This is a genomic window from Halomonas heilongjiangensis, assembly GCF_002879645.1.
Lineage (GTDB): Bacteria > Pseudomonadota > Gammaproteobacteria > Pseudomonadales > Halomonadaceae > Halomonas > Halomonas heilongjiangensis.
Window position 1 is genome coordinate 21,840 of record NZ_PNRE01000033.1, and the last position, 12,026, is coordinate 33,865.

The following is a 12,026-nucleotide window of genomic DNA, read 5'->3' on the forward strand; positions in this document are numbered from 1 at the left end:
CAGCGTGAAACGCGGCCCCGTCTCGCGAGAGGCGGGGCCGCCTTGCGTTGACGATGCCTGCCTGGCCGGTCGGGAAAGCTGGTAGAGTCCCGTTATCGTATGGATACGATGCCGGAGCTCATTTGACTCGTCACACTTCGCCGTTCTCGTCGGTGGCCAGCCGGCTGTGCTGGGCATTGGCCCTGCTCTGCCTGCTGGCGCTGCCGGCCCAGGCCGCCATCGAGGTTACCGGGATGCCGGGCGAGCTCAACCTCGGGCCGCGGGTAGCGGTGCTCGAGGACCCCGATCGCGAGCTCGACATCGCGTCGCTGCTCGCCCGCCGCGACCGGCTGCCCTGGCGGGCCTCCGACCAGGACACCCTCAACTTCAGCTTCTCGTCGTCGGCCTGGTGGCTTGAGGTCGACCTGGCGAATGCCTCCGCGGCGCCAGAGCGCCGGCTGCTGGAGCTGGCCATGCCGCTGCACGACTACCTGGATGCCTGGCTGGTCGACGAGCGCGGGGAGGTGGTCCAGGCGTGGCAGACCGGCAATCGCCGCGACTTCGACTCGCGCCCGGTGGCGCACCGCACCTTCGTGCTGCCGATCGCGCTGCCGCCCGGCGAGACGCGCCGCGTGATCCTGCGGCTGGACACCCACGACGGGCTGTATGACGCCACGCCGCTCTACCTGATGGACGATGCCAGCTTCCTGGCCAAGACCCAGCGGGAGCTGATGGCCTTCAGCCTCTACTTCGGGGCACTGCTGGCGCTGCTCATCTACAACCTGCTGCTCTACGTCGCCACCCGCGAGCGCCCCTTGCTGCTCTACGTGATCTATCTCGGCACCTTCTTCGTGCTGATGTTTGCCGCACGTGGCTTTGCCTTCCAGTATTGGTGGCCGACCCTGCCGACGTTCAACAACCAGATGATCCCGCTGAACATCGGCCTGTTCGCCATCACGCTGGCTATCTTCAGCAGCAATTACCTCAGCCTGCAGCGGCAGGCGCCGGGAGTGGCCCGGGCGCTGTACGGGGTGGCGGGCGTCTGCCTGGCGAGCGCCCTGCCGGCGCTGCTGGGGCACTATGCGCCGATCTTTCGCCTGATGATTCCCGCGGCCATCGTGCTCTCCACGCTGCTGCTCGGCGTGGCCGCCTGGCTGAGCTGGCGGGGCGACGTCCTGGCCAGGATCTTCCTGGTGGCGTGGAGCGTGCTGCTGGTCGGCGTCTCGCTCTACTTCCTGCGGGTGGCCGGGGTGCTGCCCTACAACGCCGTCACCGAGTACGCCGTCCAGGCGGGCTCGGGGCTCGAGTTCCTGATGCTGGCCCTGGGGCTGGCCTGGAAGATCAATCGGCTCAAGAACGAGAAGCTCGCGGCCGAGCGCGCCACTCACGAGATGCAGCGGACACTCAACCAGCAGCTGGAGGCGCAGGTCCGGGCGCGCACCAGTGATCTCGAGGCGGCCAACCGGCAGCTCGTCGCCCTGTCGCGCACCGACCCGCTCACCGGGCTGCTCAACCGTCGCCAGTTCCATGCCCTGGTCGACGACGAGCTGCAGCGTCGTCGTCGCCACGGCCGGCCGCTGCTGTTCGCGGTGATGGATATCGATGCCTTCAAGGCCTACAACGACACCTATGGCCACCAGGCGGGCGACGAGGTACTGGTGAGGGTCGCGGCGCTGCTCGAGAGGCATTTCCGGCGCGCCGGCGATCGGCTGTTCCGGCTGGGCGGGGAGGAGTTCGGCCTGATGCTCGAGGCCGACACCCTGGCAGCCGGCCTCCAGGCCCTGGAGCAGTTCCGTGCGGCCATCGAGGGGCTGGGGATTCCCCACGCCGGCTCCGGGCATGGCGTGGTCACGGCGTCCTTCGGCCTGGTCGCCTGCGAGGACTTCGACAGGGTTCCGGATACCCAGGCGCTCTATGTCCAGGCGGACCAGGCGATGTACGAGGCCAAGGGCCGGGAACGCAACCGCATCGTGACGCGCCACCTGGCCTTCGGCGCCTGAGCGCCGGCAGCCTGACGCCGGCATGGACAACAGGATGACGTTGACGTTAACTGGAGATATCGCGTTCACTGATCCGACAACGACGTCACCCAGGAGCCGCCATGTCCGCCCCCATCAGCCGCTTTCCCGTTCCCGAGTCGATCCACGACCTGCCCGACGACATCCGTGACGCCATGCTGGCGGTGCAGGAGAAGGCCGGCTTCGTGCCCAACGTCTTCCTGATGCTGGCCCATCGCCCGGCCGAGTTCCGTGCCTTCTTCGCCTACCACGACGCCCTGATGGAGCGCGAGTCGGACACCCTGACCAAGGCCGAGAAGGAGATGATCGTGGTGGCCACCAGTGGGCGCAACCGCTGCCTCTACTGCGTGGTCGCCCACGGCGCCCTGGTGCGCATCTACAGCAAGGACCCGCTGCTCGCCGACCAGGTCGCCGTCAACCACCGCGTCGCCGACCTGAACGAGCGCCACCGGGTGATGCTCGACTTCGCCTTCCACACGGGCCTGGAGGTGGGCGAGCTCACCGAGGCGTGGCAGGCCCGCCTGCTCGAGGCCGGCTTCACCCTCGACGACATCTGGGACATCGGCGCCATCGCCGCCTTCTTCGGCATGTCCAACCGCCTGGTCACCCTCGCCGGCACCCCGCCCAACGAGGAGTTCTACCTGATGGGGCGGGTGCCGCGGGAGAAGTAGGTCTCGTTTACGTGGCCGGCTGAATACAAACCCCGTGCAGTCAGCAGTGGGAGATAGTCTGACACTCCTCCAGCAGTTGCAGCACCGGCATGAGCTGGCTCTCGTGCAAGCGTCACGAGGCCGGGCGCCGGTCATGACGCCTCAAGGGAGGCTGGCCCTTCGGTAGCCGATGCCATCGAGGAAGATGTCGATCGCCTCGTCGGACAGCGCCCGCAGTTTCTCCTTGTCCGGCTCATCGACGAGGCCCAACAGGCATCGTAGCTGGATATCCCCGGTGAGGGAGTCGAGGAACAGCCGCGCACGGTTGTAGGGACTGCCTGGCGTGATCAGGCCCTCGTTCTCGGCCCAGGCGAAGTAGTCCGAGAGGCAGCGGTACGAGATGGAGGGGGCGGCGGAGAAGAAGGCCCGGCCCGCGTCCGGGAAATGCGGGCTCTCGGCCACCACCAGTCGATGGAGCTCCAGGGTGTTCGGGGCCAGCAGCACGTCGAAGAAGGCGTCGGCCATCTTGCGCAGTGCCCGATCCGGCGCCAACCCGATGAGATCGAGCGACACCATGGGGGTGACGATCTTCTGACACAGGTGGGAAATCAGCGCCGAGAAGAGCCCATCCTTGTCGCCGAAATAGGCATAGATGGTGCGCTTCGATCCTCCCACCTTGGCGACGATGGCGTCGACGCTGACGCGTGAGTAACCGCTTTCCAGGAAGAGCTCGGTTGCGGCATCGAGAATGGCTTCACGCTTCTTCGCTTGTGATGGGCGTGCCATGCGTTCCCTCGGCGATACGGAAAAGATACCTGAAAGTACCATACTACCCGGGGCCGTCGGATAGCAAACCGACGGCCCAGCCGCGTCGGTCGATGACGGGTCAGGGGCTTGAGGTAGGCATCATGGCTCGCGCACGGGCTCGAGGCCCGGCCCGGCGCGTCCCGCCGATGTGGCCGCCCTGCAGGTGCCGCCTTCGACGAAGGTAGGGCATCCCGATCGAGAAATCGTTTGACAGCGAGGAGTCCGTGGGCGATCTTTGATCCAGATTGGTACGGTACAGTACCGTACCGCAGTTAAGACAAATCCAACCAGCAGGAGGAAGACATGCGATTCGTGACCTTCGAACAGGATGGGCATCAGGGCCTGGCGATCGAGGAGCAGGAGGGGCTGCGAGGGCTGACAGTGAACGATGCCGGCTATCCAGGGGACCTTGCGCAGTTGCTGAAAGAGGGCGAAGCGACGCTGCAGAAGGCGCATCGATGGCTCGGTGGGGGCCGCTCCCTCGAGGGCGAGTCGATCCGTTTTCTGCCCCCTTTGCCGCGACCCGCGAAGATCATCTGCGTGGGACTTAACTATGCCGATCATACCAAGGAGAGCCCCTATGACCAGCCCGATTACCCGACGGTCTTCACGCGCTTCGCGTCCAGCTTGATCGGCCACAATGCGCCGATCATCCGTCCTGCAGGCTCAGAGCAGCTCGACTACGAAGGCGAGATGGCCGTCATCATCGGCACCGGTGGGCGCAACATATCGCGGGGCCGAGCGCTGGATCATGTCGCCGGCTATTCGATCTTCAACGATGCCTCGGTGCGGGATTACCAGTTCAAGTCACCCCAATGGACCATGGGCAAGAACTTCGATGCCACGGGCGCCTTCGGTCCCGCCTTCGTCACCGCCGAGGAGTTGCCACTGGGTGGGAAGGGTCTGCAGCTCAGGACCCTGCTCAACGGGGAGGTCGTCCAGCAGGCCAATACCGATGACCTGATCTTCGATGTGGCAGACCTGATCTCCATCATCAGTGAAGTGCTGACCCTGGAGCCCGGCGACGTGCTGGTCACAGGCACGCCCGCCGGCGTCGGTTTCGCCAGGACCCCGCCGCTCTACATGCAGGAAGGTGATGTCTGCAGCGTCGAAGTCGAGGGGCTGGGGACCCTGATAAACCCGGTGTCCAGATAATCCTCTGACCGCGCACCAGCGATCTCGAAGCCGTGGAGGGAAGGGAGAGCGGAATCCAGGGAGATAGATCAGGACATGGGCCGAAGGGGAGTCGCTCCTCCTCGGCGGGAAGCAAGACAAGAATCCGTGTTTCCTTGGCTGTACCTCCTAGCGGTGAATAACGACAACAGCGAAGAAATGGAGCGAATATGCTTAGGGTCAAAGATATCCATCATGTGGTGTATCGCCACGCCGACCTGGAAGCGCTCGAAGCCTTCCTCGGCGACTTCGGCATGGTGGTGGCGTCCAGGGACGACGATCGGGTGTTCTTCCGGGGCGCCTGCTCGGCCCCCTACATCTATATCGCCGAGCGTGCCGAGACGCCATCCTTCGGCAGCATTGCCTTCGAGGTCGAGAGTCGCGACGACCTGCTGAAAGCCGCCGCCCTGGAGGGCGCCTCCGAGGTGCAGGCGCTCGACAGGCCAGGCGGCGGGGAGCGGGTGATACTCCACGACCCCGCCGGCCGTCAGGTCGATATCGTCCATGGCATCTCGACAGTGGCGCCGCTGCCGATGCGACCCGCCCTGACCTACAACACCGCCGACAGCAAGCAGCGGTTCGGTGATACGCAACGACCAGAACCGGGCCCCGCCCAGATCCTCCGGCTCGGGCATATCGCCCTGGGCGTCCAGGATCTCCACGCGAACCTCCAGTGGTATACGACCGTCCTGGGCATGTTGCCGTCCGACATGGTGGTCGAAGAACAGCGGGATAACCCCCATGCCGTCTTCCTGCGGATCGACCGCGGCGATGACTGGACGGACCATCACACCGTCGCCCTCTTCGGTGCCCCCAGAGATCACGTCCATCACTCCTCGTTCGAGGTTCAGGATGTGGACTCCCAGTATCTCGGCAACCAGTGGTTGACGCAGCGGGCATGGACGCCCTTCTGGGGGGTAGGCCGACACCTGCTCGGCAGTCAGGTGTTCGACTACTGGTACGACACCTCGGGCAACATCGTCGAGCACTTCACCGACGGCGACCTTTACAACCGCGAGTCGCGAACCGGCTACGTGGAGGGAGGAAGCAACACCCTCTACCAATGGGGACCCGACATGGCGATCGAGGACTTCCTCGGTCATGAGTGACGGTGAGCCCGCTCGCAGCCTGACCAGGACGAGAAAGGGGCGTGGGCGATAACCCTCGACGACAACAGCCCCGTCCCCCTCCGCTCGACACTCCAACAATACACAACAAGCTCAGGAGTCAGACGATGAACCTCAAGCTGATTTCCCCCCTTGCCCTGGCACTCCCCCTGGTACTCTCCGGCTGCGGCGAAGAATCCGCCCAGGCCATGGAGACGATCAATCTCAGGGTCGGGGCCAGCCATCCGGCATCCCTGCCATGGGTGGGCGCCATTTCCGATCACTTCATCCCCGAGGTCGACCGCCGCATCGCCGAGCTGGATCTGGGCTACCGGATCAACTGGCAGGAGTCCTACGGGGGCAAGCTGTACAAGGCCAACGCGACCCTCAGCTCGGTGTCGCAGGGCATCGTGGATATCGGCTGGGTGTTCAGCACCCTGGAGGGTTCCCGACAGCCCTTGACGCAGGTCACGGCCTATACGCCGGGCGTTACGGATGACCCGGCGATCATGATGGATGTCTTCAACGAGCTGAATCGCTCCGTGCCGGCGTTGAAGGCCGAATGGGAAGGCAATAACACGGTCTTCCTCGGCGCAACCGCCAGCGATCCCTTCCAGATCTTCACGGCCTTCCCCCTCGACTCCCTGGATGACCTGCAGGGCCAGAAGATCTCGGCGGCGGGGGTGCTGTCTTCCTGGCTGCGCGGGACGGGCGCCGTGGGGGTGCAAGGGGCCTTGCCCGATTTCTACATGCAGGTTCAGACGGGCGTCTCCAATGGCAGCCTGGTACTGCCGTCCGGTGCCTTCAGCATCAAGCTCCACGAGGTGGCGCCTTACCTGACGAAGGTGAACCTGGGTTCCACCTATTTCGGTGGGCTGGCCATCAACAAGGATACCTTCGAGGGCCTGCCCGACGAGCTCCAGAAGATCCTGCTGGAGGCCGGGGATGTCTACTCCGAGCACGTCGGGGTCGGGGCGATGGGCCTCTACGACCAGGGCATGGCGGCGATGGAGGAGAACCCCGACGTCACCATCGCCACCTGGTCGGAGGAGCAGACCCGGGAGTGGATCGACACCCTGCCGAACCTGGCGAAGGAATGGGTCGAGGACAATCGCGCCAAAGGTCTGCCTGCCGGGGAAGTCCTCCAGGCCTATATGGACGCGATACGCAAGCGGGGCATCGAGCCCATGCGTGCCTGGGACCAAGAAATCTAGTGGTGGAAACCTCGGTGAAGAGGCTACCCGGGAATGGGCATCGATGGATCACGCACAGGGACGTTCATCGACGACGCGACGTCTTCGGGTGTCGCCGGCGGAAACGCCTTCATCGAGCCCCTTGCATCCATGACGTCTCCAATGATCTTGGCTGCGCTCGGTGCTACCGAGGCGCCGAGAGAGTGAAAGGAGGTCGGAAAATGAGCAATACAAGAATGATGAATGAATGGTTCGGCCGTGTCGTCGATGGGCTCAATGCCGTGGGGTCGCTGCTGATATTCGCGATGATGGTCCTGGTGTGCGCGGACGTGGCGTCCAGGTCTCTGCTCAATCAACCCATCTATGGCGTCACGGAACTGATGTCGCTGTCCATCGTGGTGATCGTCTTCCTGCAGATGGCCAGCACGTTGAGGCATCGGCGCATGGCGAAGGCGGATATCTTCATCGAGAAGTTCATCACGACGTCCCCCGTGGCGGGACATGTCCTGAGTGCCGTGTACAGCCTGGGCGGCATCCTGGCCAGTGCCCTGATCGTCTACGGCACCTACCCGCTATGGGCGCAGGCATGGCATGCCAATGAGTACATCGGCGTCCAGGGCCTGCTCACCGTGCCCACCTGGCCGGTGAAGACCGTCATCCTGATCGGTGGCAGCGCCACCGGAATCCAGTACCTCATCGATGCGCTGCAGGACCTGGCTTCCGCAAGCGACCACTACAAAGAACGGAAGGGAGGCTGAGCCATGTCCGCCATGATCATTGGGCTGATCGCGATCGCCTCGATGCTGATTGCCATCTATCTGGGCGTTCACATCGCCATCGCCCTGATACTGATCTCCTTCGTCAGTCTCTGGCTGATGCTGGACCCGTCCCTCGCCCTGCGGATGGTGGCTTCCGCCGCCAATGATGCGATCCAGGACAGCCTCTACGGCGTGGTCCCGCTCTTCGTGTTGATGGGGCTCTTCGTCTCGGTCTGTGGCGTCGGGCGGGACACCTTCGATGTGGCCGGCTGGTTGCTGAGGAAAATCCGGGGAGGGCTCGGCATGGCCACCGTCGGTTCGAATGCCGCCTTCGCCGCCATCACGGGCGTCAGCATCGCCTCCGCCGCCGTCTTCAGCAAGATCGCCGTACCCGAGATGATGCGTCACGGGCATACCAGCCGCTTCTCGGTGGGCGTCGTCGCCGCCAGTTCGGTGCTCGGGATGCTGATTCCCCCCAGCCTGCTGCTGATCATCTACGGGGTGCTCGCCGAGGAGTCGATCGGCCGGCTCTTCATCGCGGGGGTCATTCCGGGGCTGCTGCTGGCGGGCTGCTTCTGCCTGCTGATCGTGGTGCTGGCCAGGTTCTTCCCCGACTTCGTGGGCAATGCCGACAGTCTGCAGCAGCACCCCGATGAGGAAAGGGCGGAAACCCTGGCGTCCCTGCTCAAGAAGGGCGTCCCCATCCTGGCCCTGATCGTCCTGGTGCTGGGTGGCATCTACTCGGGCATCTTCACGCCGATGGAGGCCGGCGCCGTGGGGGCCCTGGGCGCCTTCATCATGACGCTGCTGCGGGGGATGTTGACGCCGAGCAGGTTCTGGAAGGTGCTGGTGGAAACCGGGCATGTCTCGGTCTCCGTCCTCTTTCTCATCATCGCCGCGAGTCTCTACAGCAGGATGTTGGCGATGAGCGGCGTGCCCGAGCAGATCACCCACCTGATGATCGGCTCCGGGCTGGGGGCGGTCGGGTTCGTCCTCATGTACCTGCTGGTCATCCTGCTCCTCGGCTGCGTGCTCGACTCGGTCTCCATCCTGTTGATCATGGTGCCCATCGCGTTGCCCATCTCCGCTAGCTTCGGGATGGACCCGATCTGGTTCGGCATCATCACCGTGGTGGCCGTGGAGATCGGCTTGATCACCCCACCCTTCGGGTTGTCCGTCTATACGGTCAAGGCCTCGCTGGATGATCAGAGCGTGGCCCTGAAGGAAGTCTTCGTGGGCGTGATCCCCTTCGTCCTTTGCATGTTGTGCGTGCTGCTGATTCTGGCGGCATTTCCATGGCTGAGCCTGGTGCTGGCTCGCTGATTATCGACCATTACAAGAACCGGAGTCGATCATGAGTAACGATACCCTGACCAAGGATTTTATCGTCGGTGTCTGCAAGGAGAAGGGCTTTCTCGCCAAGCAGATGTATGTCGTCTCGACCACCTCCGCGGGGGACATGGACAGGATTCTGGCGAACCTCGAGGAGCATCTCGCCTATCAGGTAGAGCTGGAAAGGCGAGGCATCATGTTTTCCGCGGGACCCGTGTTCTCGGAAGATGGCCAAACATGGCATGGCGAAGGGATGGTCGTCATTCGGGCGGATTCTCTGGATGAGGCCCGTGACATCGCCGGCGCCGATCCGATGCATCGCAGCGGGGCACGCAACTTCACCGTTCGCCCCTGGCTGATGAATGAAGGCTCGATCCAGATCCGGGTGAACTATTCCGACGGTAGCGTTGAGGTGGTTTAAACAACCTGGCGTCGCTCCCATGGATGGGGCGGCCGGAAGACTCGATGCGCGACTAACAACGACAACACTTCAAATTAAAAGTGATACATGATGAATAAAAAATATATGCTTTGGCTCTCTGTCGCCATGCTTGGCAGCATGATCCTGACCGAAGCGCAAGCCGCAAGCTGGAGTGACACCTTCCTCGGCTACCGCTATGGCACTCAGTTTCACGAGCCTGGCATCGAGGAAGAGATTGAACAGCATATCGTGCAGTTTTCCCATGTCAGTGGCTATAAGTACGGATCCAATTACTTCAATGTGGATTTCATTCAGTCTGACCGGAATGATGCAATCAACGGTGGTGGTTCCGGGGCCATTAATGTTTACTCGGTCTATCGTCATCAATTGCATTACGGAAAGCTGTTCGGAGAGCCGTTGAGTTTCGGCCCCGTCAGGGATGTGGCCTTGACGGCTGGATTCGACCTGAGTCACAAGAACAGTAGCTTTGCATCCCGTAAACGGATGCTGTTATTGGGGCCAACGCTCAAGTTCGATCTGCCAAGAGGGTTTGTCGATCTGAGTGTCTTGCTAGCTCGTGAATGGAATCACTGTGGTCTCGATGTCTGTCGTCTCGAAGGTAACCAGGACAGCATCGATTTTGATCCCTACTATCAGTTCAGCCTGGCATGGGGGGTTCCTTTCGAAGCCGGCAGCCTTCCGATGAAATTTCAGGGTTTTTTTAATTACAACACCGAAAAGGGGGGAGATTACTTTGGTGTGGCGACGAAGCCGGAGCAACTTTCCCGCACCTCGCTCATGCTCGATGCAGGTGAGCTCGCCTGGGGAAGCAGCAATAACCTATGGGTAGGTGTCGGGTATGAGTTATGGAGGAACAAATTCGGAAACCACGGCAAGCCAGGCGTCGATGTTGATGCCATCACCTTCAATGCCGAGTGGCACTTCTAGAGCCTGATGATTTTCTGGTTCGTTGGCTCTGTCAATTGCGTAGCAATTCGCGGGGGAAGTTGGTGGGATGTCAAGCCAGCTTTCTCGGGGGCTTTCTGAGATCTAAACACTACTTCGAGGTGAATATGAATAATACCTTGCATCACTATGTTGACGGCGAAAGGCTCGCCGGCCAGGGGAATCGCTTTCACGATGTGTACGATCCGGCGACCGGCCAGGTGACGGCACGCCTGCCCCTGGCCGATGAAGCCGAGGTGGCCCAGGCCGTCGCCGCGGCGAAGCGTGCCTTCCCGTCCTGGTCCGCCATGACCCCCTTGCGCCGTGCCCGGGTCATGAGCCGCTTCAAGGCGCTGCTGGACGAGCATGCCGATGAGCTCGCCCGCATCATCTCCATGGAGCATGGCAAGGTGCATTCGGATGCCATGGGCGAGGTGCGGCGAGGGATCGAGGTGGTGGAGTTCGCCTGCGGGGGGCCTCATCTGCTCAAGGGGGAGGTCACCGAGAACATCGGCACGGACATCGACTCCCTCTCGCTGCGCCAGCCCCTGGGAGTCGTTGCCGGTATCACACCGTTCAACTTCCCCGCCATGGTGTCGCTGTGGATGTTCCCCGTCGCCCTGGTGTGCGGCAACACCTTCGTGCTCAAGCCTTCGGAGCGCGATCCGTCGGCCGCCCTCTTCCTGGCGGAGCTGCTGGAGCGGGCGGGGCTGCCCGATGGCGTCTTCAACGTCATCAACGGCGACAAGGAGGCGGTGGATGCGCTCCTCGCGCATCCCGACGTCCAGGCGGTGAGCTTCGTCGGCTCCACGCCGATCGCCCGCTACGTCTATGCCACCGGCTGTGCCAACGGCAAGCGAGTGCAGGCCCTGGGGGGCGCCAAGAACCACATGGTCGTCATGCCCGACGCCGACCTGGACAAGGCGGCGGATGCACTGATGGGCGCCGCCTACGGCTCGGCCGGCGAGCGTTGCATGGCGATCTCGGTGGCGGTGGTCGTGGGGGACGAGGTCGCCGATGCCCTGGTCGAGCGCCTGGCGCCTCGCGTTCGCACCCTCAAGGTGGGGCCCAGCAGCGACGAGACCGCCGAGATGGGGCCGTTGATCACCGCGGCGCACCGGGACAAGGTGGCCTCCTACATCGGCATCGGCGTGGAGGAGGGGGCCGGGCTGGTGGTCGATGGGCGCGACGTCGCCATCGCCTCGCCCGGTCATGAGGAGGGCTTCTTCCTCGGGGGGAGCCTGTTCGACCATGTCACCCCCCAGATGCGCATCTACCGGGAAGAGATCTTCGGCCCCGTGCTGGGCATCGTGCGCGTCGACAGCTGGGAAGAGGCGCTCGACCTGATCAATGCCCATGAGTATGCCAACGGGACGGCCATCTTCACTCGCGATGGTGATGCGGCCCGGCGCTTCGCCCACCGGATCGAGGTGGGCATGGTCGGCGTCAACGTACCCATTCCCGTGCCGATGGCCTTCCATAGCTTCGGTGGCTGGCGCAACTCGCTGTTCGGCGATCACCATCTGCATGGCCCCGAAGGCGTGCGCTTCTATACCCGCCTGAAGACCATCACCTCCCGCTGGCCCACCGGCATCCGGGCCGGCGCCGACTACGTCATGCCGACCATGGAGTAGCCGGCGCCGG

11 protein-coding genes are annotated in these 12,026 nt (G+C 63.3%); 10 read left to right on the forward strand and 1 reads right to left on the reverse strand.

Annotated elements, in window-relative coordinates; translation table 11 throughout:
• Positions 1–122 precede the first annotated feature (122 nt).
• Together C1H66_RS06910 and C1H66_RS06915 are read left to right on the forward strand one after the other, a co-directional pair.
• Positions 123–1,979 (forward strand): sensor domain-containing diguanylate cyclase, encoded by a 1,857-nt coding sequence (locus C1H66_RS06910; protein ID WP_170064111.1) that lies wholly within the window; start codon positions 123–125, stop codon positions 1,977–1,979.
• Between the two features lie 101 nt (positions 1,980–2,080).
• Positions 2,081–2,668 (forward strand): peroxidase-related enzyme, encoded by a 588-nt coding sequence (locus tag C1H66_RS06915; protein ID WP_102627167.1) that lies wholly within the window; start codon positions 2,081–2,083, stop codon positions 2,666–2,668.
• 141 nt (positions 2,669–2,809) lie between these two features.
• Here C1H66_RS06915 and C1H66_RS06920 read toward each other — a convergent pair whose 3' ends face one another.
• Positions 2,810–3,433: a TetR/AcrR family transcriptional regulator gene (locus C1H66_RS06920; RefSeq protein ID WP_102627168.1), complete on the reverse strand. Its 624-nt coding sequence runs from the start codon at positions 3,431–3,433 to the stop codon at positions 2,810–2,812.
• 333 nt (positions 3,434–3,766) lie between these two features.
• Here C1H66_RS06920 and C1H66_RS06925 point away from each other — a divergent pair, with 333 nt between their 5' ends.
• The 8 genes from C1H66_RS06925 (at position 3,767) to C1H66_RS06960 (ending at position 12,016) form a co-directional block, all read left to right on the forward strand.
• The gene (locus C1H66_RS06925) at positions 3,767–4,609 is read left to right on the forward strand and encodes a fumarylacetoacetate hydrolase family protein (protein WP_205738634.1); all 843 of its coding nucleotides are present in this window, start codon (positions 3,767–3,769) and stop codon (positions 4,607–4,609) included.
• A 188-nt stretch (positions 4,610–4,797) separates the two neighbouring features.
• Positions 4,798–5,736 carry a 2,4,5-trihydroxytoluene oxygenase gene (locus tag C1H66_RS06930; protein ID WP_102627170.1) on the forward strand — a complete coding sequence of 313 codons (939 nt, stop codon included), beginning with the start codon at positions 4,798–4,800 and terminating at the stop codon, positions 5,734–5,736.
• 125 nt (positions 5,737–5,861) lie between these two features.
• Entirely contained in the window at positions 5,862–6,947 is a 1,086-nt protein-coding gene (locus C1H66_RS06935) for a C4-dicarboxylate TRAP transporter substrate-binding protein (RefSeq protein ID WP_102627171.1), read from the forward strand.
• A 200-nt stretch (positions 6,948–7,147) separates the two neighbouring features.
• On the forward strand, positions 7,148–7,684 hold the full coding sequence (locus C1H66_RS22835; RefSeq protein ID WP_170064112.1) for a TRAP transporter small permease subunit: 537 nt from the start codon (positions 7,148–7,150) through the stop codon (positions 7,682–7,684).
• A gap of 3 nt (positions 7,685–7,687) precedes the next feature.
• Positions 7,688–9,007 (forward strand): TRAP transporter large permease, encoded by a 1,320-nt coding sequence (locus tag C1H66_RS06945; protein WP_102627173.1) that lies wholly within the window; start codon positions 7,688–7,690, stop codon positions 9,005–9,007.
• Positions 9,008–9,038: 31 nt separating this feature from the next.
• A complete protein-coding gene (locus C1H66_RS06950; RefSeq protein WP_102627174.1) occupies positions 9,039–9,437 on the forward strand; it encodes a YciI family protein in 399 nt (132 codons plus the stop codon).
• Between the two features lie 90 nt (positions 9,438–9,527).
• Positions 9,528–10,385: a hypothetical protein gene (locus tag C1H66_RS06955; RefSeq protein WP_240618234.1), complete on the forward strand. Its 858-nt coding sequence runs from the start codon at positions 9,528–9,530 to the stop codon at positions 10,383–10,385.
• A 125-nt stretch (positions 10,386–10,510) separates the two neighbouring features.
• The gene (locus C1H66_RS06960) at positions 10,511–12,016 is read left to right on the forward strand and encodes a CoA-acylating methylmalonate-semialdehyde dehydrogenase (protein WP_102627176.1); all 1,506 of its coding nucleotides are present in this window, start codon (positions 10,511–10,513) and stop codon (positions 12,014–12,016) included.
• The last annotated feature ends 10 nt before the right edge of the window (positions 12,017–12,026 follow it).